This is a genomic window from Hymenobacter antarcticus, from assembly GCF_039539545.1.
Taxonomy (GTDB): Bacteria; Bacteroidota; Bacteroidia; order Cytophagales; family Hymenobacteraceae; genus Hymenobacter; species Hymenobacter antarcticus.
Genome location: NZ_BAABDI010000005.1, coordinates 127,749 through 149,424 on the forward strand (window position 1 = coordinate 127,749; position 21,676 = coordinate 149,424).

The following is a 21,676-nucleotide window of genomic DNA, read 5'->3' on the forward strand; positions in this document are numbered from 1 at the left end:
TTAAGCAAATAATCGCGGTGCCTTATTTCAGTACGGCGATGGTCACGCCGTCCCCGCCCCGGTCGGCGTGCTCGTCGGCCACGCTGGCCACGGCGCGCTGGGAGCGCAGGTAGTCGCGCACTACCTGGCGGAGCACGCCGTTGCCCCGGCCGTGCAGGAACTTCACTTCGGGCATGCCCAGCATCACGGCATCATCCACGAAGCTCATGGTTTTGGTGAGGGCGTCTTCGGCGCGCTCGCCGCGGAGGTCGAGGGTGGGGCTGAAGCCGGCCATGCGGTCGGTGATGTTCACGCCGTTGCCGCCCCCGCCGGAGCTGCCGCCGCTGAGCCTCGACTTCGTGGTTTTAGCGGCCTGCTCCCGCTCGCGGATTTCGGCCCGGCCCAGCTTTTCGAGCTGGCTGAGCTTGGTCAGCGTTTTCATACCGCCAAACATGACTTCGGCGGTCTGGCCTTTCACACTCACCACTTCGCCGTAGCCGTCCTGACCGAACAGGGCCACTTTATCGCCGGGCAACAGGGCCCCGGCTACGGCGCGCTCGCGGGTGGCTTTGGGTTTGGGCGGCTCAATCTGCAATTCCTGGCGCACGAAGGTTTCGAGCTTTTCGCGGGCGGCCTTGTTCACTTCCTTATCGGCGTTGCCGCGCCGGATTTCGCCGATGGTGGCTTCGATTTGCTGGTTGGTGTTCACCAGCAGGGCCTTGGCCTGCTGCTTGGCCGTGCGCAGAGTTTCGAGCTTAGTGTCTTCGAGGTGCTGCTTGAGGTCCTGGTATTCCTGGGCGGCGCGCTTGAGGCGCTTTTCGGCCTTGGCGGCCTCGGCGGTGCGGGTTTCAAGCTCGGTCTTCTCCTTTTCGAGGCCTTCGAGCAGGCGGTCGTAGCGGATTTTATCTTTGCCCACCAGCTGCGTGGCGCGTTCCACTACCTCTTTCGGCAGGCCGATTTTGCGGGCAATTTCGATGGCGAACGACGAGCCCGGCTTGCCCACTTCGAGGCGGTAAAGCGGCTGCAGCTTCTCGGGGTCGTAGCGCATGGCCCCGTTCACGAGGTGCGGGGTGCGCTCGGCGAAGTTCTTCAGGTTGGTGTAGTGGGTGGTAATCACACCGAAGACGCGGGTCTTGTTCAACTCGTCGAGCACGGCTTCGGCGATGGCCCCGCCCAGGCTGGGCTCGGTGCCGGTGCCAAATTCGTCAATCAGCACCAGGCTTTTCTTACCGGCCAGTAGCATAAACTGCTTCATGGCCAGCAAGTGCGAGGAATACGTGGAAAGGTCGTTTTCCAGGCTCTGCTCGTCGCCGATATCCAGGAAAATATCCTCAAAGATGCCGGCTTCGGAGTTGTCGGCGCAGGGAATCAGTAGGCCCATTTGCAGCATGAACTGCACGAGGCCCACCGTTTTCAGGCTCACGGATTTACCGCCCGCGTTGGGGCCGGAAATGACGAGAATGCGCTGCTCGGCGTTCAGCTCCAAATCGAGCGGCACCACCTCGCGGGGGTCGCCGTTGTCGCGCTTGTGCTGGGCAAAAGCCAGCTGGAGCAGCGGGTGGCGCACTTTTTCCCACTTCAGCAGGGGCTTGTTGTGCAGCAGCGGCAGTCGGCAGTCGAGCGTGACGGCCAGCCGCGCCTTGGCCCGGATAAAGTCAATCAGCCCCAGATAGCCATAGGCCTTGCGCAGGTCCGGAATGTGGGGCCGCAGGTGGTCGGTGAGGGCGGTGAGAATGCGAATCAGCTCGCGGTGGAAGGCATTGTCGAGGTCCTTGATGTCGTTGTTGAGCTCAAAAACGGCTTCCGGCTCGATGTAAACGGTCTGGCCCGAGGCCGATTCGTCGTGAATCAGGCCCTTGACTTTGCGCTTGTGTTCGGCAATAACCGGCAGTACCAGCCGCCCGCCCCGGATGGTGGGCTCGGCATCGCCGGGAATCCAGCCCTCATTCTTAGCGTGGCGCAGGATGCCGGCAATCTGCTTGCGGAGCTGGCCCTGGCGCGCAATCAGCTCCTGCCGAATCTGGCGCAGCAGCGGCGAGGCATCGTCGCGCACCGCGCCCTCGTCGTCCACCACTTTGTCCATGGCGGCCAGCAAATTGCGGTCGACCTGAATACCGATGCCCAGCAGCCGCAGCGTGGGGTACAGGCTGGGGTCAGCATCGGAGAAGAAGGTGAGCGCCTGCCGAATGGTGCGCAGGCTCATCTTCAGCTCAAAAAAGGCCGTTACGTCGAGGTAGGCCCCGGGCAGGGCGGCGCGCTTGAGATGGGCCTGCGTATCGTGGTAGTGGGAGGCCGGAAAATCGGCCCCGGCGCGCAGCAGGTAAGCGAATTCATCGGCTTGTTGCAGTAGTTTCAGCAGCGGCTCGTGCCGGGTCTGGAACTCCATGCGGGCCACGTACTGCCGGCCAAGGGCGGAAAGGCAGTTGGCTTCGAGCTGCTCGCGCAGGGTGGTGAAGCCAATTTTTTGTTCGAAGTGTTGAGGTAACAGCAAGTAAGTGCGCTTAGCGGTAGTCGTAATAGAGTACGAAGGTAAACAGTGGGCGGGGCGGGAAAGATTCGCGGGGCAAGGCCAACTTTTGGGGTGGGCAATAACGCCCGTTATGGCTACGCAGCCACTACCGGCACGGGCCTTGTAGGGAGCGCGGCGAATATGGAGGCACTACAGTATACTATAATTATAATTTCAGCGGATTGAATAGCATGTTAGCTAGCATTTTTGGTTTTTTTGCCGCTGTGGCCACGGCCGGTACACCCGGCGCAATGCCCCGGCCCGGCCCCGATGCCCCCGTCAATACAATTGCCATCAGCAACGCGGAACAGCTGGCCGCCACGCTCACGCTGGCCAACCACAACTCCCTGCTGTTTTTCCCAACCCTAAACAGTCCCGACGTGCGGGTGGTGGCGCTGCTGCCCGGCGGCCAGACGGCCTGGCAGGCCACCATTCAAAAGGCCCAAGTCGCCAAAATAGCCAAAACAAGCTTCCTCGACCTGGGCAGCCACAAGCTCATCACCATTGAGCCGCTGCTGCTGACCAGCGCCGGCAACAAGACGTATAGCGTCGAGACCATTCTGGAAGCCGCCGACGGCCTGCCCCGCCACGCGCTGCTGGTGCAGGCCCTGGATGCCACCGGCCGCGTAGCTGGCAAAACCTTTGCCGTGCCCGCGCCCCGGAGCCCGGCCACGCGCACGATGCTTACCGCTTACGCTACCGATGGGGTGGTGTATGCCGTGGCCAGGGAGGAAAACCCGCGCACCAAGACCGGTCAGTTTTTCCTCGACCGCTGCGACCTGGGCTCCGGCAAGCTCACCCACACGGCCCTGAGCCTGCCGCCGCCGCCCGTTGTGCGGCACGGCAGCGAGGTTTTCCGCGATTGGGTATTTGGTGGCATCAGGGGCAGCCAGTGCTATTTCTACCGGGCCGTGAAGGGCACCGGCCCCCAAGCCGAGGCCCGTACCACGCCCGTTGAGTTCGAGGTAAAGCGGCTGGGTCTCGATGGCCGCGAGCGGGCCAGCTTCCGCACCGCGCTCCAGCGCCACCTGCCGGCCGGCACGGTGGTGCAGGGCGGCACCAGCTACCCGCACCACGGCCAGGCCCACGCCCCGCGCCTACTCGAAGCCGCCGGCAACGCCGACCAATACGATACCTCCACGGGCGGCAACGCCGATTTCTACCTGGACGAAGCCACCGGCAACTGCCATTTTCTCGGCCAGTACAGCGCCACGGTATTCGACGGCCGCGCCCCCGGCAGCCCCAGTCTGGGCACCTTCGTGCAGCGCTACGGCCCCGATGGCACCTTCCTCAAAGCCAAGGCCACGCCCTACGCGGCGCTGGCCGGCTTCCGGCCCGGCCAGCTCACGCCTCAGCTGCGCGGCAGTATCATCAGCAACGTGCTCTACTCGCCCGAAACCCAGGAGTTAACCCTGCAATACTGGACCCCCGACCATTTTGTGGTCTCCGGCTACGATGCCCGCCTCGCGCCCCGGCCGGTGCAGCTCGTGCCGCAGCTCCCGCGCCAGCCCCAGCCCTATTTCAACAGCCAGATTATCTCCTGGAGCGGCCCCAGCTACCTGGTGGGCTACGCCAACACCACCGGCGCGCCCCAGCCCCAGCTCATGCTTGATGCCCTGCTGGTGTCGCCCATCAGCCTGCACCGCAGCATCGGCCGCCTTGTCGACCGCCAGCTCGCAGCCGCCAACTTACGCAAAAGCAAAACCGCCGCCGAGTACACCGTGGCGCCCATCGGGCCGGCCGCCGCCCTGGTGCTGGCCGCGCCGGAAGGGGCCGGTGGGCAGGTGGACGTGTATGTGGTGCGGTGAGTGAGCACAATGCCCAATGGCAAGGGGCTATTTCGACATTCAAGTTAAAATTCGCTCCTACTACAATCTACCTGTCCGGAGTCGCTGGACTGCTTTTCACGAGAGATATGTAACATGCTGCGGGCTGAAGAGGCTACTCTTGCCTGCGCTTACCGCTGGCCGCCAGCCAAGCTCCCAAGTACACGACAAAATTACCAGATATTAAGAGCAAACTACCCCATTTCACGGGTCTGCCGCTAGTAAACACGTCCCATACTAACCAGGCTGCCCCAGTAGAGAGCAGCACCATCACTACTGTAGAAATCGGTTTTTCAAAAAAAGTCTTTTCTCGCAACGCCGTTTTGGCATCACCTACCTGCTGTTGATGCGCCGCCAATGCAGTTTCGAAAGCTCTCACCATGCGGCCAAGTTGTTGGTCACTATGCAGCTTAGTATTAATGATAATTTTCTGCTTCGTGCCATTCTTCAACTTTATTCGAAGCCGCTCAACATTATTGAAATCACTGTGCTGGTAAGCGACGACATCACCAAATAATACTCGCTGGCTCTCGCCCGATTTACGGTCCAATATCGTTAACCCAGCATCGTCAATCACAATCAGGGTTGGTTTCGCACTTACTGCCTTCCCCCACCGAAATAGTCCATAAAATCCAACTGCAAAAACCGCTATAAACCACGCCATTTTCACCGTAGGACTTGCAGTAGCCATCGCCGTATTCATCCCCTTCACGGCCAAGAATATGATGGCCACCAAGCCGCCCAACCAAATCAGCAACAGTTTGCCGGTGTGGTACTGCGTGAATTCAAACTGCTTCATTTAAGCTATTCTAACATTCGAGTAAATCTACTTCCCTGCTGGAGCGCGTCTGCGACGCGCCGCTTACTGGGTTCGAGCCTGTGGCTCGCTGGCGCACGGCTCCAGGAACTTCGGCCATGAAGCGAGTCAGAGACTCGGAGCCACTAAGCGGCGCGTCAAAAACGCGCTCCAGCATTTAATGCTACTTATCCACCCCCGCCCCAAACAGCGCGAAATCGTACTTCACCGGGTCAGCCGGGTCTAGCAGCCGCAGGTTGGCGGTCAGCTCCTCGGCCGCCTGCCAGTCTACCAGCTTGCGGGTGAGCAAGCCCAGCGGGCGGGCCTGGCGCTCGACGTGCAAGTCGATGGGCATGATGAGGTCGGCGGGCGAGAGCCGGGTCCAGAGGCCAAAATCGACGCCATTATCGTCGCGCCGCACCAGCCAGCGCAGGTACATATTCACCCGTTTGCAGGCCGATTTGCGGGCCGGAGTGGCCACATGCTTGCGGGTGCGCTGAGGCGCATCGGGCAGGCTGAAGAAGTGGTTGTGGAAGTTTATCAGCCGCTCGCGTTGCGTGTGGCCCACCAGAAACGCAGTTTCCAGCGAGTCGTGCTGCCCGTACCAATGGCGCAGGAAATGCACGAAATACAGCAGGTCGGTATCGCAGAAGGTGCGGTGGCAGAAGCCGAGCAGGCGCTTCAAATCCTCATCTTGGTGCTGGGTGATGAACTGGTGCGGGGCATCATCCATGCGGCGCAGCAGCTCGTTGCACTTGTTGATGATGGTGGGCCGCTGCCCCCAGGCCAGCAGCGCGGCAAAGAGCGCCGCTATTTCCACATCCTGATTCTGGCTGAAGCGGTGCGGAATCTGGATGGGGTCATTTTTGATGAATTCCGGACGGTTGTAGCGCTCGTATTGGGCGTCGAGCTGGCGGCGGAGCTGGGCGATGTTCAAGGGAGGAGGGAGGGATTTTTAGCGGATTTGACCAACAAAAAAGAACGTCATGCTGAGCGCAGCCGAAGCATCTCGCGTGCAGCAGTAAACCCAATCGATTGAGTTACTACCCCACGCGAGATGCTTCGGCTGCGCTCAGCATGACGTTTCTTTTTGACCTTATTGCAACCGCAGCCTTGCTACGGAATGTAGTTCGTCTCGACGCGGAAGCGGGAATCGGCGGTGCCCAGCTTCTGCACGGCCCGCGGCGAGAGGCGCACCAGAATGTTGTTGTTCTCGCCCGTATCGGGCAGTTTGCCGATGACGCGCACGTATACCGACTGGCCGTTCATGGCATTGCGCACCTGCATGATAGTACCCACCGGGGCCGTTTTGTGTAGGGCCAGGTACTTATCGGTAATGCTTTTTTCGATGGAAGCGCCCAGGCCGTTTTCCACCACGCGGGCCAGCACTTCGCTGGCGCGGCTGGGGGTGCGGTCTTCACGCTCCTTTTCGGCCGGCGCGGCAGCCGTTACGGTCGCAATCTGGGCGGGTTTATCGGCCGGCACAGGCGCGGTTTTGGCCATTGCTGGCATAGAGGCCGGCACGTCTTCTACCTCAACCGGGCGCACGGGGGCAGCTTTGGGAGCGGTGGTTGCTGCCACGGGAGCACTGGCCTCGGGGGCCGTTAGCAGCAGTTGCTGGCCCACGCGCACGGTGCCGCTGGCGGGCAGCTTATTGAGCTTGATGAGGTCGTCGGGAGTCAGCTGGAAGCGACGGGCGATGCCAAAAAGCGTTTCGCCGCGGGCCACGGTGTAGCGGGCCGGCACCGCCACGGCGGCCGCAGCGCCAGCCGGGGCTTTTGGTACTGTGAGAGTAGCCTTGCCAGCGGCCGGCCGGGGCACAAATACAATCTGACCAATGCCCAAGCCGTTTTTAATCTGCGGATTGGCCGCGTTGAGCTGGTCGAGGGTAACTCGGTAGCGGCGCGAGAGGGCCGAGAGGGTTTCGCCGGGGGTAATCCGGTGCTTCACGAAGCGTTGGCCGCCGCGCATTTCAACGCCAATGGAGTCGGCAGGGACACTTTTGGAATTGCCGGCTTTGCCCGGCCCAGGTCCGCCCAGGGCCAATAGCGTGAGCAGCGAAATAATTACAGTCATAAAATCAACCTTGCAAAATTTACACCATCCCGCCCGAATGAACCGACTTAGCCGCCAGCGCAGGCAAAATAACACAAAAAGCGGCGGGCAATTGGTTTGATGGTACCTGCCAAAGCCAGATTATTGCCGTTCCGACAAACCCAGTGGCCGAACCGCCGCGTTGCATTCCAACGCTGGCCACCCTTTTTTCGTGTCGCGCATTCGCCCCAAAGCCCGTTCTTTGGACCACATTACTGCCGGCATAGCTGCTGTCGCCGCCTCAATTCCCGCTTTGCTCATGGTCCTTGGTCTGATTCCCGCCCGATTTGCTTCCACCCGCCTGCCCGGCAAACCACTCGTCGACCTGGGCGGCCAGAGTATGATTCAGCGCGTGGTGATGCAGGCCCGCCAGGCCAACCTGGCCCGCGTGGTGGTGGCCACTGATGATGAGCGGATTGTGCGCCACGTCCAGGAATTTGGGGGCGAGGCCGTGCTTACCCGCCCCGACCACCCCAGCGGCACCGACCGCCTCTGGGAGGCCTTCCAGCAGCTGGGCTTGCCTGCCGATGTGCATTGCATCGTCAATATTCAGGGCGACGAGCCGTTCATTCAGCCCGCACAAATCAACGCCCTGGCCGCTTTATTTGCCGACCCGGCCACCGCGCCTGCCATCGCCACGCTGGTGAAGCCGGTGGTTTCCACCGAAGAATTGTTCAGCCCGCACCTGCCCAAAGTGGTGCTGAATCAACGCGGTGAGGCGCTCTACTTCAGCCGCCACCCTCTGCCCTACCAGCGCCAATATCCCGAGGCCGAATGGCTGGCCCAGCACCGCTACCTGCGCCACCTGGGCCTGTATGCCTACAAGCCGCAGGTGCTGGCGCAGCTCACGCAGCTGCCCGTGTCGCCGCTCGAAGCGGCCGAGAGCCTGGAGCAGCTGCGCTGGCTGGAGGCAGGCTTCAAAATCCGCTGCGCCGAAACCGAATTGGATGCCTTTGGCATTGACACGCCCGAAGACGTGGAGCGGGCCCGCGCCCGGCTGGCGCGCTCGGCTTAGCTGTCGGCCCGGGCCGTTATTTCCTTTTCGGGGCTGACTTCGTGGCGCTCCTCGCGCATTTCGCGCGAGAGAAAGTAGTTGAGCGCCGTCCGAATCACGGCGATGGCCCCGAGCTTGCCAATCTGCTCCCAGCTGGGCGCAATGGCCGTGGAGAGGATATCGGCCCCGAGCTGGAACTCCAGCGCCAGGGCCAGATACCGGGCCAGCGTCAGCCGAATGGCCGTAAAATCGGCCGTCTGGCGCTTGGCCAACGCCTTCAGCAGCAGCCCGCCCGCGCTGAGAATACCCAGCGCAATGATGGCTGCGCCCACCGTTTCGATGCCCAGCTTCAGCCACAGCACACCCTCAATGACAGCGCTTTCGGCCTGGCCGTGCGCGGAAGTCACGTCGCGGGCGGCTTCGGGCAGGCCCGATAAAAATGGAGTGGCGAGTAGGAGCATATGGGCGGAAAAAGCCATTGAGAAGGCGAAATGAGGGTAGCCGGGGGCTGGCTAGCCACCGGCCTTTTTAGCCTTGTAGCCTTCTTTCAGCAGCACTTCCAGCACTTTATCGCGGAAGTCACCCTGCACCACCACTTCGCCGTCTTTGGCGCTGCCGCCCACGCCGCACTTGGTTTTGAGCAGCTTGCCCAGCGCCTGCAAATCTGCATCGGAGCCCACGAAGCCAGTCACTAGCGTCACCTGCTTGCCGCCACGCTGCTTTTTGTCGAGCTGTACCCGCAGCTGCTGCTGTTGCGGCGGCAGGGTGTTGGCCTCGCCGGGCTCGTTGTTTTCGTAAGTAAAATCGGGATTAGTGGAGTAGACCACCCCAGTGCGGGCGTTTTTCATTTAACAATTAACATTTATCATTTAACAATCCGGTGGGCGATTCCTGCGTGCTTGGTTTGATTCGTCGTCTACTTCAACATTCATTAAACAGCTGTTAAATGTTCAATGATACCTGTTAAATGACCTACACCGCCACGGCCAGCGCCAGCGGTAGCAGCTCGACTACAAATTCGGTGGCGTGTCCTAAATAGTCGCCATCGACATGGAAACCGATGGGGGCATCCGCCACCACCCGGCTCTGCGATACCCGAAAATACTCCGCTGCCTTGGATTGGGGCAAGTTGCCGAGGGCCATGCCCAGGCTCACCCGAATGGCGCGGCCCACGGGCAGGCTATCAATCAGGCACACATCGAGCAGGCCGTCGCGCAGGTCGGCCAGGGGCGCGATGTAGGCGTTGTTGCCGTATTGCGAGGCATTGGCGAAAGCCAGCACATAACAATCGGTTTGCCGATGCTTGCCGTTGAGGTCTACCGTCACCGGCACCGGCACGTAGCGGCGGTACTCGCGCAGGGTCACGCGCAGGTAGGTACTCAGGCCCCGCGAGCCGGCCTGGGCAAAGTGCTGGCTCACATGCGCATCAAAACCCAGCCCGGCCGTGCAGAAAAACGGGTGCCCATTCATCACCCCCACATCCATGCGGCTGAAAGTGGGCGCGGCCAGCCGTTGCAGCGCGGCTGGCAGCGCCAGCGGCACTTTCAGGTGGCGGGCCAGGCCGTTGCCCGAGCCCTGGGGCACAATGCCCAGAGCGGCTTCGGTGCCCAGCAGGCCCCGGCCCACTTCGTTCACGGTGCCATCGCCGCCCACGGCGGCCACCACGGCAAAGCCATCGGCCGCCGCCTGCCGGGCCAGCTCCACGGCGTGCCCGGCATACTCGGTGAGGCGGATTTCATACCCGGTTTCCAGCGCACCAAAATGCCGCGCAATCAGGGCCGGCATATCGTGGCGGCGGCTGGGGCCGGCCGTGGGGTTCAATATGAAGCAGGTTTTGGGCAAGGACTTTTTGTTGATGTGGAAGAAGGCAAGCGCTGGAGATGCGGAGAAGGTCCTGATACGGAAACCAGGCAAAAACGGCAGGAAGGGTCGCCGGTAAGAGCTGTTACTGAATCGGCAAAAAAAAGCCTGCCATAAGGCAGGCTTTTCTAGTTGCTTCCGCAGGAAATACCTGTTGGCACATCCTCCATATCAGCACATTTTCACCTTACTTAGCCATCTTCTCGCCCAGCTTCTGAATCAAATCAGCGGTGCGGGTCGAGTAGCCGGTTTCGTTGTCGTACCAGCCAATTACTTTGGCCAGCGTGCCGTTAGCCGAGGTCAGCTCCGAGTCGAAAATGCAGCTGTGGGGGTTGCCCACGATGTCGATGCTCACAATCGGGTCGGTCGTGTACTCCAGGATACCTTTCATGGCCCCTTCGGAAGCGGCCTTCATCACGGCGTTGATTTCCTCCCTGGTGACTTCCTTTTTCAGAACCACGGTCAGGTCGGTCATCGAGCCATCTGGAATGGGCACGCGCATGGCCAGGCCATCGAGCTTGCCTTTCAGCGTGGGCAGCACCAGGCCCACGGCTTTGGCGGCACCGGTGCTGGTGGGGATAATGCTGTAAGCGGCGGCGCGAGCCCGGCGCAGGTCCTTGTGAGGAGCATCCTGCAGGTTCTGGTCCGACGTGTAAGCGTGTACCGTGGTGATGTAGCCCTTCTCGATACCGAAGGCATCGTCCAGCGCCTTGGCCATCGGGGCCAGGCAGTTGGTGGTGCAGCTGGCGTTGCTGATGATGGTTTCCGAGCCGGTGAGGATGTCCTCGTTCACGCCCAACACTACGGTGGGGATGTTGCCGGTAGCGGGGGCCGAAATCACGACTTTCTTGGCACCAGCGGTGATGTGCTGGCCTGCGCCTGCCTCATCCACGAAGCGGCCGGTCGATTCCAACACTACATCGACGCCCATTTTGCCCCAGGGGAGCAGCTTGGGGTCGCGCTCGGCGAGGGCGGCAATGCGCTGGCCGTTCACGGTCAGGCTTTCCTCGTCGTAGCTCACGGTGCCATCGAAACGGCCGTGTACGGAGTCGTACTTCAGCAAGTGGGCCAACGTCTTGTTGTCGGTCAAGTCATTGATGGCGACGATTTCCACGTTGTCGCGGCCCAGCAGCGACTTGAAAGTGAGACGGCCAATGCGGCCGAAGCCGTTGATGGCGACTTTGATTTTTGCCATTGCAAAACAGGAAAAAATAGGTGACTGGCTACCACACTGGCAGCCGGTTGAAACGCGGGGCGAAGATAGCAGGTGGGCGCGGGTTAGCCAGCGCCCGGTGGCAAGAGGATGTTTTCAGGCGGGATTTTCGGTTCTTTTCAGTCGTCCCGGGTCCGGTTGTGGCAATTCAACGCCCTGCCCTACCCCAATCAAGCGATGCTGAAAATATTTTTCCGACTGAAAAACAGCACACTTTGAATTGTTCAGCACTTTTTTTTGCCCCTAAACTTGCACGGAAAGCCTCGCGCCGTACCTTTGCATCACCAAAACAAAAAACGGTCCGTTCGTCTAGGGGTTAGGACAGTAGATTTTCATTCTACCAACAGGGGTTCGATTCCCCTACGGACTACAATACACCACAACCGGAAGGCCCGGAAAACCGCTTCTCACGTCGTGAAAGCAGTTTTCCGGGTTTTTTGCGTTTGGCCCGCACGGTGGTTCACGACGCGAAACCGGGGGTTCCCTATCCGAGGGACGCCCCCCCTTACGCCCCCCCCGTATGGTTACCCAATTTGTGTTGCGAAGCGACAAGAAAGATTCTACCGGGCGCTGCCCGGTGCATCTGGTGGTCTACTTTGATGGTGCCCGCCTCAAATGCGCCACAGGCGAAAAGTGCAAGCCGGCCGACTGGAACGCCGACAAACAAAAGTTTCGGGCCTCCTATCCGCTGGCAGAAGAAGCCAACTACCTGCTGAAATTGATGGCGGGCAACGTGCTGGCGTGGTGGCGCAAGCTGCGGGCGGCCGGTGAGGCCCCTACCCTAGCGGGCCTGCGGGCGGCGTTGCGGCCCGCGCCGGCACCGGAGCCGGAGGTCGTGCAACGGCACTCTTTGCCGACGTTGTTTGAGCAGCACCGGCAGGCGCTGCGGGCCCGGGGCTACGCGGGCCACACCCTGCGGCAGCGAAAAATGTTGTGCAGCTGGCTTCTGGGGTTCGAAAGCAGCTGCGGGGAATTGCTGGACCCCACGACGTACACCCTGGCCACGCACGACCGGGTGCTGGGCTACCTGCGCTTTGACCGGAAGCTGGCGCCGAATACCATTGCCAGCTTCGTGCGCGGGCTGAAGGTGTTTTTAAAGTGGTGCCGGGATGAGTTGGGGCTACCGGTGCCGGTGGAGCTGCGCAAGCTGCAGAGCAAGCACCAGAACGTGGTAAAAATGTGGCTCAGCGCCGCCGACCTGGACGCCTTATCTACCGCCATACTGCCCGCTCATTTGGTGCGGGTGCGCGACGTGTTGCTGTTTTGCTGCTACACGGGCCTGCGCTACTCGGACGTGTTTGCGTTGCAGCCGGGCCACCTGCACGAGTGGAACGGGTCGCGGGTGCTGCGGTTGATACAAACCAAAACGCGCACGGGGGTGAGCATTTACCTGACGGAAGCGGCGGGTGCCATCATCGACCGGTACGCAGTGGACGGCGAGCGGAAGCGGCTGCTGCCGGTGCTGGCCAATCAGGTGATGAACCGCTATTTGAAGAAAGTGGGCCAGTACGCCGGGCTGACGGGCGACGTGGTGGTAACGGAGCTACTAGCGGGCGAGGTCGTGAAAAAGTCGGTGCCGAAATATGAGCTGCTGACCTCGCACACGGCCCGCCACACCTTCGCCACGCAAAGCCTGCTGCGCGGGATGCCGGTAGAGGTGCTGCAGAAAGTAATGGGGCACGCCAACATTCAAACCACCCTGCTGTACGCGAAAGTGGTGGAGGACCTGCAGCACAATACCATGCGCCGCATCTGGGAGGGTCAGGGAGCCGCTACCGAAAGCGCGGGGGGCCGGGCTAGCCAGGTATGCGCCGTAGAGCCTTTGGCCGCGTGAGGACTGGTTGCAGCTGCGGGTAAGTAGGTTTGCTAAAAACCAAAGCTGAAAAGACCTCTGCAATGGATATCACGCCAAAGAGTCAGGAAATCCTTAAAACAGTCATGGAAAAATGTGGGCAGGTGGCCAAACCACTTGCCCACGTAGCCAGATTTGGTGCGAAACAGGTTCACACCTTCATCATTGATGTAGACCTGCTGCCTGAGTTTCCAGGTGAGAGCCTCCGGGTTCATGCGGCCCATAGCACGGTATTTGATGAGCTAGCAGACATCAAGCGTCCGGTTGTTTACGTTTTTGAAATTGTTTCAGCGCACAGCTCGAAATCTGTGCGAGACGCGGCTAAGTCCTACAAGGACAAAGTTCTGCGAGCCATGCCTGCATTTCGGGAAGAAAGCAAAGTAGATTACTCTTCCCGAGTTCTATATGTGGGAAAGGTGAGTACGAAATCTGGCTTCTTGGCCCGGGTTTATCAGCATCTTGGCTTTTGGGGCGCGAAGAAAACACAGGGCATGCAGCTCTACCATTATGCCCGTGGCCTGGAATTGAAGTTGGAGCTAACAGTATTCGAATTCGAAGATGACATGGCCGACTTACTTCCCATCCTGGAGAATACCATTGCAGTACATCTAAGGCCATTGCTGGGCAAGCATCAATAATGCTTGACTGCTCCGGCTGCAATACAGAACAGCTTTAACCTTCTAGCCTCTCCGCTACCTTTGGTAAGCAGCCCTGCTACCCATAACCTCAGCTCGTTCATGTTGCCTTCAGCCGAAGAATTTCCCATTGAAGAACTTGATGGTGTTCCCGATTGGAGCGCGACGGCTTGGGCGCAGATTCAAGCCCGTGACGCAAAAGCCGTTCAGCCGAGCCAGCTGGGCAGCTATTTGGCGGCTGCATCGTTGGGCAGCTTGAACAGCATGAAAGCAGTGCTGACACGCGAACCCGAAGATGCTGCTCTGTTTGAGGCAATAAGGGCTGAAATCGAACGGCGACGCACCGACGGCACATCAGCTACGCTTTAGCTATACTCCAGCTATGCTCTAGCTACGGTTGGCTGCCGCCGACGTTCCGTTCAGGGCGCGGGAAACTTCCGCCTCCGGCAGGTGGGTGAATTGGCAGAACTCGGCCACGGACACGTAGGCGCGGGCAGGCTTGTCGAAGTGCTTACGGATGCGCTGCAAGAGGACCTTGGCAGTGCTGTATTTGGTGCCGGTAAGCTGGGCTGCCTCTTTCGGGCAGATGCAGACCTGGGGCATAATGGGAGGGTTTTGGGTAAAACTGGCAGGCTAAGATACAACCGCTAAAACCGGGCCGTAGGTTCGGGGCATGAAGGGTAGGCAGACAATTTTACGGGTAGGCGAAATGGCGTTGGTCGGGGTACTGGTGGCGGGCTGTCTGTCGGGCCAGCGCGAGACGGGCGCGCCGCTGTCGTTTACGGCCCGCGCCGCTGCCGCCGCTGAGGCCGCCCGGGTGGTGCGCGTCATCGACGCCGATACCTACATCATGCTGTCGGGCTCCACCACGTTCCGGCTGCGGCTGCTGGGCGCGGACGCACCCGAGAATGACCAGGCGTTCGGGCCGCAGGCCACGGACTCGGTGGCGCGGCTGCTGGCTCCGGGGCGGGTGGTGCTGGTAGCGCGGGCGGGCCTGGACTTCTACGGCCGGACGCTTGGAGCTGTGCTGCTGCCAACTTCGACGGTGGCCGCGGCGGGCCGCGCTGTGCCGCTGGATTCGCTGCTGGTGGCGCGGGGCTGGGCCTGGGCCTTCGACCCTAACCGCATGGTGGCGGGGCGGGCCGCGCAGCAAACGGCCGCGCAGCGGGCCGGGCTAGGGCTGTGGAAATGCGGCGTGAGCCAAGCGGTGTCGCCCAAGCTGTGGCGGTCCTTCGATTCAGAAATCAAGCGGCGCTACCGGGTTGGCTGCACCTGGTAACAAAGCCGCGCAAGTGAAAGCAGCCGGGTTCTTACTCTCAACTTTTTACCCCCTTTTCTCATGGCCTCACAAACTGGCATTCTGGGACTGCAAGGCACCGTGGGCGGCCTTGTATTCGCCAAAGACGGCTCGGTCCGTCAAAAACCCGCCTCCAACAAGTCTGCCTTCGACAGCAAGGCCAGCCTGGCCCGTACCCGCGAAAACGCGGCTGAATTCGGCTTGTCGGCCAAGTACGGCAAGCTGCTCCGCGATTCGCTGCGCGTAGCTATTGCCTCAGCCAGCGACAGCCGGGTTACCTCGCGCCTCACGCAAAAGATGCGCGAGATTGTCGGCCTCGACGACACCAACGACCGCGGCCAGCGGGTGTTCGACTCTTCGAACTCGGCCCCGCTGCTCGGCTTCAACTTCAACGCGGGGGCCGGCATCGGCCAGACCATGTACTTCCCCTATGAGGTGACGGGCGTGGGTGCTGACGTGACGATGAGCATCCCGGCGCTGAATCCGGCTTCGGACATCGCCGCGCCGCAGGGCGCTACGCACTTCGAGGTGGTGTTCGCGGCATCGAACCTGGACATGGAGCTGCTGACCTATGCCAACGGCGTGGTGGCGGCTCCGCTGGGCATTTTGCCCCTTAACAGCGCTCCGCTGGTGAATCAGGCGGTGGTGGCCACCTTCCCGGCCGCGCCGACCGATGCCAACCTGGTGGTGGGCGTGGTGGGCATCAACTTCTACCAGCAGATTAATGGCAAGTTCTACCCGCTGAACAACAACAGCACTAACCCGCTGGCCATTGAGTACGTGGCCTAAGCTGCGGCAGTGAAGCCCGAAGCGGCCGGCCACGAACGGCCGGCCGTTTCTTTTTCCTTTTCATCTTCTAATTCTTACTCACTATGGCACTTACGGCCTATCAAACCCAATTCAAGCGGCGCATGAAGCGCGCCATCAAGCTACGCGCCAAGGCTGACCAAAAGGCTCGGCGCTACACTCAACTGCTGGCCGATGCCATCGGAGCGGCCGAGGACGCGGCTATGCAGATGGATGCGCTCAACCAGCTCTATAACGTGGACGTGAGCACCTACACGCTGCTCACGCAGGCGCTGCACGCCAACAGCGGGCAGGAAGTGCTGGTGGACCACTTGGCACAGAGCACACCGGGTGAGGAAGTGGTATTGTTCAATCAGGTGCCGGACGGCAACGGTGGGCAGGAACTGCCGGCCAACTCACTTTTCGGGGAGGTTGTAGCGGGTACGCCGATACTTTCGCCTCCACAGGTTGACCTACAGCAAGCGTAGCGGTAAGCTGCCTTCAATCAAAAAGCCCCGTCTGCAGTGCGCAGGCGGGGCTTTCTTATGGGTTCCTACTGGATGTTAGCAGCAACCGCAGGCACCTTTGCCCTGCTCCTGGATGGGCGGGCACGGCACCGAGCCGTAGGAGCAGTACACGCAGCAGTCGCCGGCCAGGGGCTTCAGGATGGTGTGGCAGCTCGTGCATTCGTAGAACCACTGGCAGGCGTCGGTTGGCATCTGCTCGGCCTGCGCGTGCTGGCAAACGGGGCAGGTGAGCACGGAGGTGAGGGTTACGGGTTGGGTCGGGGTCATGGAGGAGGTGATTAGCGAGTAGGCAGAATGTGGTAGCCGGTGCCGTTGATGGCGCTTTCGACCTGGGCGGGTTGGGCCTGGGCGGCATCGAAGCGTACTTCGGCGGTGGCCTGGTCGTAGGACACGGCCACGGTTTGCACGCCGGGCACTTGCTGCACGGCCTGCTCGACGTGGTGGGCGCATGCCTCGCACGTCATGCCGCCGATGCGGTAGGTGCGGGTTTGCCATATGGGGGCAGCTCCGTTGGTGGTAGCAACGGGGGCGCTGGGCTTGGTGGTGGGGTAAAGTTTCGCGCCGTAGTAGGGAAAGGCCAGCAACAGGCCAGCTAGCACAGTGACGGTAGCCAGGAAGCCGGTGGACTGCATCACGGAGCGTTTGGCGGGAACAGCGCAGCAGTCGGCGGCTGGCGCGGGGCGCAGCTGGCGGTACCAGGCGAAGCCGAGCACGGCTACCGTCAGGGCCACAAGGTAGAGGCGGTAGGGCTCGAGCCAGGCGAAGGAGCTGGCAGCGCCACCGAGGCCGCCGACCACGGCCAGCAACGGCGTAATGCAGCAGAGCGAGGCGGCCAGCGCGGCGAGTAGGCCAGCGCCAAACAAAGACTTGGAGGGCTGAGCGGGGGCGTTGTTCATCAGGCTGGTTCGGTAGCGGTGAGGCGGGCTAACAGCGGCTGGAGCACCGGTAGGTGCTCGGCGTTTAGGGTGTAGAACACCGTCTGGCCCACTTTGCGGGCGTTGACTACGCCCCCGTCTTTGAGCTTGCGCAGGTGCTGGGAAACGGCCGAAATGGTCATCTGCAGCACGTCGGCCAAGTCGCAAACGCATAGCTGCTCATCGGCAAGGAGGAAAAGCATTTGCAGGCGCACTTCGTTGCCTGCCAGGGCCAAAACGCTAGCCAAAGAACTCAGTGCGGGGCTGGCCTGGGCCAAGCGCTCCTGGCATTGCCTGATGTGGTCGGTGTCGGCAAAGACCCGGACGCAAGGGGTTGGATTCATAGAAATTTAGAGCAGAAAGATGCCTACCGTATTTAAGCGAATGCTAAAGTACGGTATAAGGTTTCATCTTTTGCCTAACTTCTTAACAAGCAATGCCAAGCAAGCAAAAGACTAAAAGGAATGGTAGCCCCTAGGGCAATTGCAGCAGCTGAAACCCTTCTTGCCGGCCGGCTTCCTTAATTGGGAACTGGCCTTTTTTGTGTTGAAGGCAGAATAAGCTATCAAAACTGCCTGATTACTGTCGGGTTAGCCTGGACTGCCCGGGTGGAGAAAAAGTTTTAAGCCTGACCATCAGGGTGCATTGCCAATTATATTAGTCGCACAATAAACTAAATCAGTTAGTAGTCGTTTACTTTGCCGCTACATTAATCTATTCCGCCTTATGTACGACGTGCTGCTTATACCGGTGCTGGAAGCACCGATGCCCGCCCTCCTGCCGGTGTTCAGCTGTCGGGTGCCGGCGGGGTTTCCTTCGCCAGCCACCGATGAGCTGGAAGGGCTGTTTGACCTGAACCGGCTGCTGTTTCGGCACCCTGACGCTACGTATCTGGTACGGGTGAGTGGGGAGAGCATGAGCGGCGCGGAGATTCATGCCGGCGACCTGCTGGCGGTGGACAAGCACCTGGAAGCAGACCATGGGCACATCGTGGTAGCGGTGGTGGAAGGCGACTGCACGGTGAAACGATTGGAGCGCCGGGGAGAGTCGTGGTGGCTGGTGCCGGCTAATCCGGCCTTTAAGCCCTACCAGATTCGGACCGGGGAAGAACTGCAAATCTGGGGCGTGGTGACGCACGTGGTGCATGAGCTGCTGCCGGGCCGGCTAACGGCGCTGCTGCACAGCCGCGACTAGGTATGTTCGGGCTAGTGGATTGCAACAACTTCTACGTGAGTTGTGAGCGGGTATTTCAGCCGCGGCTGGAAGGGCGGCCGGTGGTGATTTTGAGCAACAACGACGGTTGTATCATTTCACGCTCGGCGGAAGCAAAGGCGCTGGGGCTGAAAATGGGTGACCCATATTTTCAGGTGAAAGAGCAGCTGCGGCGGGACTCGGTGCAGGTGTTCAGCTCGAACTACACGCTGTACGGGGATATGTCGCGCCGTGTGATGCACTACCTGGGGGCTACGGTGCCGGCCGTGGAAATCTATTCCATTGACGAGGCTTTTCTGGACCTGGGCGGCTTGGAGCAGCATTTGACGCCGTACCTCGGCAACCTCACCGACCTGGCGCAACGGCTGCGGGTGGGCGTGAAAGCGCGCACGGGCATACCGGTGTGCGTGGGCGTGGCCCCGACCAAAACTCTGGCCAAGCTGGCCAACCGACTGGCCAAGAAAGATGCCGGCCTGGGCGGGGTGCTGTACCTGGATTCGGGGGAGCGGCGGGCTTGGGCCCTTGGGCAGGTGCCGGTGGGCGACGTGTGGGGTGTGGGGCGGCAGTACGCGCAGAAGCTCACGGCGGCGGGCATTGACTCGGCGGCCGACCTGGCGCGGGTGTCGGAGTCCTGGGCACGCAAGTTTTTGGGCGGGGTCGTGGGGGCGCGGCTGGTGCGGGAGCTGCAGGGCTACCCCTGCGCGGGGCTGGCTCCGAGTGAAGATGGAACGCTGCGCCGGCAAAGCATCAGCTGCTCGCGCACGTTCGGGCGGCCGTTGCGGGAGCGGGCCTCGGTGCTGGGGGCGCTGTCGGCGTTTGTGGCGCGGGCGGCGGAGAAGCTGCGGCGGCAGGGCGACCTGGCGCACGTTCTCACGGTGTTCATTAGCAAAAGCAGGTATGGGCCGGACGCGGGCGGGCATTCGCGCTCGGCGGTGCTGACCCTGCCGGTGCCCACCAGCGACACGCGAGAACTGACAGCGCGGGCCGCGCAACTGCTGGGCCGGATTTGGGAGCCGGGGGCGGTGTACGTGAAGGCGGGCGTGGTGATGGCGGGGCTGGAAGCGCCGGGCGGCCAGCAGTTGGGGCTTTTCGGGGAGGCTGCGCCGCTGGCGGCGGGGTTGTACCCGGTAGGGGCAGCTGTAGAAGGCCGAAGCGCGCAGATGATGGCGGCACTGGATGGACTGAATGCGCGGTTCGGACGCGGGACGGTGCAACTGGCGGCGGCGCTGGGGCCGAAGGGCGGCGGGCCGGTGCCCTGGAAGGGGCAAGCGGCTTGGCGCACTCCGGCCTACACGACGCGGCTAGAGGACTTGATGACAGTAAACTGATTTTTCCCACTTCAACTTGATAAGCTCATGGCCTTTCCCATTCCACCAGCCCACTTGCCGGGGGCGATACCTACCTATGAAACCTCTAGAAGGGGGGTGACGAGGCGGCTGCACAACCGGCGTATTATCATGGCGGTGCAGGCCAACGGCAACTGCTACACGCATTTCTCGGTGGCGCTGAAGCCGGGCCAGGCGGCCGAACTGCGGGCGCAAGGGCACGTTGATTCGGTCAGCAACTACATTCTGCGGGACCGGGTGCGATACTGGGTACTGGTGCTAGCTGCCGAAACGTTCGAGGCCATGATTAGCTGCTGGGGTGACCTGCAGGAGCGGGAGAAGCAGCGGAAGCAACGCAAGCGGACCTGAGCGGGCGGCAGTCCTGGCTTGGCTCCGTTGCAGTAGGAAGCGGGCTTATGGGCGGAAAACCATGATTTTGGAGCCGGCTGGTCGTCGGCCCTCATTTATAACTTTCTCTTTTTCAGTTATGTCACATTTTATCCCGGATGCAGAGTCCATCACCGAGTTTTATGGCGCGTATGAGCAACGCGGGTGCAAGTTTGAGATAGTGCCAGCGCCCGAAATGGGCGGCTACGGGCTGCGCATGAGGCTCGGGGAGGGCAGTGACGTGCTGCCGATATTTCCACTGCCACAATCGGAGATGGACAGCGTGGAGGCCGCTGAACGGTGGCTGGCCCATTTGCGCGACCATGAGCTGAGTTTGTTTTTCTCTTTGCGTAAAGCGGGGTAGTCGGGGTTTTGCTAGAAGTGGGGAGGCCGGTCGGGAGGTCTCGTCGGTTCGGCAGAGGTGGCTACGCTGCTGTTTCCGAAAATAAGTTTGATAGCCGTGGCCCCGGCCCGCCTCCTGTTCGACGGGGAGTTGGCTGGGATTGCTGCGTTAATGGCACAGTCAGGTGAGGTGCTAGTCCCGATTCCGACGCGGCTGCGCTAGTAGCCAGCCCGGTGCGGCTACCCCGAATATGACCCGTTTGTGTCATACCGCTGGGTGGATATATCACTTACCTTTGCTTCGTTATACCTTTAGGAATAATTAAACACGGCAGGCTTTCCTGGTCAGGAAGTGGTGCTGTGGCCTTTTTCCGACCGATTCCCTCCCTGCCTATGCAACACCCTTACCCTGCCCTCCGGCAGCCGGCCCGTGCGGACCGGCCCCCCTCCGTATCCTTCGTGTGCTGGCTGCTACTGGGCCTGCTGGCCGGCCCCGCCTTGGCCGCGGCACCCGCGGCACCCGCGGCACCCGCGGCACCCGCGGCACCCGCGGCACCCGCGGCACCGCGGGCGCGGACCCCTATATCGGCGAAATCATGCTGTTTGCCGGCAACTTCGCGGTGAACGGCTACGCCTTCTGCGATGGGCAGCTGCTGCCCATTAACCAGAACACGGCGCTGTTCTCCATCCTGGGCGTTACCTACGGGGGTAATGGCACCACCACCTTCGCCGTGCCCGACCTGCGGGGCCGCTTCCCGATGCCCTTCAACACCGGCCCGGGCCTGACCGGTCATGCGCTGGGCCAGGCCGGCGGCGCCGAAAACACCACGCTGACAACGGCCCAGCTGCCGGCGCACAACTACCCGCTGGGCGTGTCGTCGGCGGCCGGCACCACCACCGCGCCGGCCGGCAACTTTCCGGCCGTGCCCGGGGCCCAGGTCGTCAGTAACGAGGGCAATGTGACCGTGAAAGCCTACGCCACTTCGACCAACGCCGCGGCCGCGGCCATCGGTACGGCGGGCAACAGCCAGGCCCACAGCAACGTGAACTCGTACTTGGCGCCCAACTTCCAGATTGCCCTCGGGAGCATCTACCCATCCCGCGGCTAGCGCCGGCCGGGCCGGAAGC

General features: G+C 61.5%; 25 protein-coding genes and 1 tRNA gene. 14 read left to right on the top strand and 12 right to left on the bottom strand.

The annotated features are described in order from the left end of the window. Positions 1-22: 22 nt before the first annotated feature. Positions 23-2,470 (bottom strand): endonuclease MutS2, encoded by a 2,448-nt coding sequence (locus ABD819_RS05910; RefSeq protein WP_345122022.1) that lies wholly within the window; start codon positions 2,468-2,470, stop codon positions 23-25. 209 nt (positions 2,471-2,679) lie between these two features. Here ABD819_RS05910 and ABD819_RS05915 point away from each other — a divergent pair, with 209 nt between their 5' ends. After that, a complete protein-coding gene (locus tag ABD819_RS05915) occupies positions 2,680-4,296 on the top strand; it encodes a hypothetical protein (RefSeq protein WP_345122024.1) in 1,617 nt (538 codons plus the stop codon). A gap of 133 nt (positions 4,297-4,429) precedes the next feature. Here ABD819_RS05915 and ABD819_RS05920 read toward each other — a convergent pair whose 3' ends face one another. The 3 genes from ABD819_RS05920 to ABD819_RS05930 form a co-directional block, all read right to left on the bottom strand. Beyond that, positions 4,430-5,113, bottom strand: a complete 684-nt coding sequence (locus ABD819_RS05920; RefSeq protein ID WP_345122026.1) for a hypothetical protein — start codon at positions 5,111-5,113, stop codon at positions 4,430-4,432. A 181-nt stretch (positions 5,114-5,294) separates the two neighbouring features. After that, positions 5,295-6,047, bottom strand: a complete 753-nt coding sequence (locus ABD819_RS05925; protein ID WP_345122028.1) for a TIGR02757 family protein — start codon at positions 6,045-6,047, stop codon at positions 5,295-5,297. A gap of 179 nt (positions 6,048-6,226) precedes the next feature. Then, positions 6,227-7,186: a DPBB and LysM peptidoglycan-binding domain-containing protein gene (locus tag ABD819_RS05930; RefSeq protein ID WP_345122030.1), complete on the bottom strand. Its 960-nt coding sequence runs from the start codon at positions 7,184-7,186 to the stop codon at positions 6,227-6,229. 277 nt (positions 7,187-7,463) lie between these two features. Here ABD819_RS05930 and kdsB point away from each other — a divergent pair, with 277 nt between their 5' ends. Beyond that, on the top strand, positions 7,464-8,219 hold the full coding sequence (kdsB, locus tag ABD819_RS05935) for a 3-deoxy-manno-octulosonate cytidylyltransferase (protein WP_345122032.1): 756 nt from the start codon (positions 7,464-7,466) through the stop codon (positions 8,217-8,219). Here kdsB and ABD819_RS05940 read toward each other — a convergent pair. The 4 genes from ABD819_RS05940 to gap all read right to left on the bottom strand — a co-directional run bounded on the left by ABD819_RS05940 (position 8,216) and on the right by gap (position 11,253). After that, positions 8,216-8,677, bottom strand: coding sequence for a DUF1622 domain-containing protein (locus tag ABD819_RS05940; protein WP_345122034.1), 462 nt, complete (start codon positions 8,675-8,677; stop codon positions 8,216-8,218). The two genes, kdsB and ABD819_RS05940, sit on opposite strands and share 4 nt — an antisense overlap. 33 nt (positions 8,678-8,710) lie before the next feature. Continuing rightward, positions 8,711-9,046 carry a translation initiation factor gene (locus ABD819_RS05945; RefSeq protein WP_345122036.1) on the bottom strand — a complete coding sequence of 112 codons (336 nt, stop codon included), beginning with the start codon at positions 9,044-9,046 and terminating at the stop codon, positions 8,711-8,713. A gap of 124 nt (positions 9,047-9,170) precedes the next feature. Beyond that, on the bottom strand, positions 9,171-10,040 hold the full coding sequence (locus tag ABD819_RS05950; protein ID WP_345122038.1) for a diacylglycerol/lipid kinase family protein: 870 nt from the start codon (positions 10,038-10,040) through the stop codon (positions 9,171-9,173). A 205-nt stretch (positions 10,041-10,245) separates the two neighbouring features. After that, the gene (gene gap, locus ABD819_RS05955; RefSeq protein WP_345122040.1) at positions 10,246-11,253 is read right to left on the bottom strand and encodes a type I glyceraldehyde-3-phosphate dehydrogenase; all 1,008 of its coding nucleotides are present in this window, start codon (positions 11,251-11,253) and stop codon (positions 10,246-10,248) included. Positions 11,254-11,569: 316 nt separating this feature from the next. Here gap and ABD819_RS05960 point away from each other — a divergent pair. From ABD819_RS05960 to ABD819_RS05975, 4 genes are all read left to right on the top strand, one after another. After that, positions 11,570-11,641: transfer RNA gene (locus ABD819_RS05960), tRNA-Glu, on the top strand. A 150-nt stretch (positions 11,642-11,791) separates the two neighbouring features. Beyond that, entirely contained in the window at positions 11,792-13,105 is a 1,314-nt protein-coding gene (locus tag ABD819_RS05965; RefSeq protein WP_345122043.1) for a tyrosine-type recombinase/integrase, read from the top strand. Positions 13,106-13,134: 29 nt separating this feature from the next. Beyond that, positions 13,135-13,761 carry a hypothetical protein gene (locus tag ABD819_RS05970; protein WP_345122045.1) on the top strand — a complete coding sequence of 209 codons (627 nt, stop codon included), beginning with the start codon at positions 13,135-13,137 and terminating at the stop codon, positions 13,759-13,761. Between the two features lie 99 nt (positions 13,762-13,860). Further along, positions 13,861-14,127: a hypothetical protein gene (locus ABD819_RS05975; RefSeq protein WP_345122047.1), complete on the top strand. Its 267-nt coding sequence runs from the start codon at positions 13,861-13,863 to the stop codon at positions 14,125-14,127. Positions 14,128-14,145: 18 nt separating this feature from the next. On the opposite strand, the gene ABD819_RS05980 is transcribed toward ABD819_RS05975, so the two are convergent. Further along, the gene (locus tag ABD819_RS05980; protein WP_345122049.1) at positions 14,146-14,361 is read right to left on the bottom strand and encodes a hypothetical protein; all 216 of its coding nucleotides are present in this window, start codon (positions 14,359-14,361) and stop codon (positions 14,146-14,148) included. Positions 14,362-14,467: 106 nt separating this feature from the next. Here ABD819_RS05980 and ABD819_RS05985 point away from each other — a divergent pair, with 106 nt between their 5' ends. The 3 genes from ABD819_RS05985 (at position 14,468) to ABD819_RS05995 (ending at position 16,329) form a co-directional block, all read left to right on the top strand. Then, positions 14,468-15,037, top strand: coding sequence for a thermonuclease family protein (locus tag ABD819_RS05985; protein ID WP_345122051.1), 570 nt, complete (start codon positions 14,468-14,470; stop codon positions 15,035-15,037). A 60-nt stretch (positions 15,038-15,097) separates the two neighbouring features. After that, positions 15,098-15,844, top strand: coding sequence for a hypothetical protein (locus ABD819_RS05990; RefSeq protein ID WP_345122053.1), 747 nt, complete (start codon positions 15,098-15,100; stop codon positions 15,842-15,844). An 83-nt stretch (positions 15,845-15,927) separates the two neighbouring features. Further along, positions 15,928-16,329: a hypothetical protein gene (locus tag ABD819_RS05995; protein ID WP_345122056.1), complete on the top strand. Its 402-nt coding sequence runs from the start codon at positions 15,928-15,930 to the stop codon at positions 16,327-16,329. Positions 16,330-16,404: 75 nt separating this feature from the next. Here ABD819_RS05995 and ABD819_RS06000 read toward each other — a convergent pair whose 3' ends face one another. The 3 genes from ABD819_RS06000 to ABD819_RS06010 are packed head-to-tail and all read right to left on the bottom strand — an operon-like array spanning position 16,405 to position 17,626. Continuing rightward, a complete protein-coding gene (locus ABD819_RS06000; RefSeq protein ID WP_345122058.1) occupies positions 16,405-16,635 on the bottom strand; it encodes a GDCCVxC domain-containing (seleno)protein in 231 nt (76 codons plus the stop codon). 11 nt (positions 16,636-16,646) lie between these two features. Further along, complete coding sequence (gene merTP, locus ABD819_RS06005; RefSeq protein WP_345122060.1) at positions 16,647-17,264, bottom strand: mercuric transport protein MerTP; 618 nt, start codon at positions 17,262-17,264, stop codon at positions 16,647-16,649. Further along, a complete protein-coding gene (locus ABD819_RS06010; RefSeq protein ID WP_345122062.1) occupies positions 17,264-17,626 on the bottom strand; it encodes an ArsR/SmtB family transcription factor in 363 nt (120 codons plus the stop codon). Before ABD819_RS06010 ends, merTP begins: the two co-directional genes overlap by 1 nt. 382 nt (positions 17,627-18,008) lie before the next feature. Between ABD819_RS06010 and ABD819_RS06015 the strand changes: the two genes are divergently transcribed. The 5 genes from ABD819_RS06015 to ABD819_RS06035 all read left to right on the top strand — a co-directional run bounded on the left by ABD819_RS06015 (position 18,009) and on the right by ABD819_RS06035 (position 21,657). After that, positions 18,009-18,476: a LexA family protein gene (locus tag ABD819_RS06015; protein WP_345122064.1), complete on the top strand. Its 468-nt coding sequence runs from the start codon at positions 18,009-18,011 to the stop codon at positions 18,474-18,476. 2 nt (positions 18,477-18,478) lie between these two features. After that, positions 18,479-19,822 (top strand): Y-family DNA polymerase, encoded by a 1,344-nt coding sequence (locus ABD819_RS06020; protein WP_345122067.1) that lies wholly within the window; start codon positions 18,479-18,481, stop codon positions 19,820-19,822. A 27-nt stretch (positions 19,823-19,849) separates the two neighbouring features. After that, on the top strand, positions 19,850-20,188 hold the full coding sequence (locus ABD819_RS06025; RefSeq protein WP_345122070.1) for a hypothetical protein: 339 nt from the start codon (positions 19,850-19,852) through the stop codon (positions 20,186-20,188). A 118-nt stretch (positions 20,189-20,306) separates the two neighbouring features. After that, positions 20,307-20,570, top strand: a complete 264-nt coding sequence (locus ABD819_RS06030) for a hypothetical protein (RefSeq protein ID WP_345122072.1) — start codon at positions 20,307-20,309, stop codon at positions 20,568-20,570. A 439-nt stretch (positions 20,571-21,009) separates the two neighbouring features. Next, positions 21,010-21,657 (top strand): phage tail protein, encoded by a 648-nt coding sequence (locus tag ABD819_RS06035; RefSeq protein WP_345122075.1) that lies wholly within the window; start codon positions 21,010-21,012, stop codon positions 21,655-21,657. Positions 21,658-21,676 lie beyond the last annotated feature (19 nt).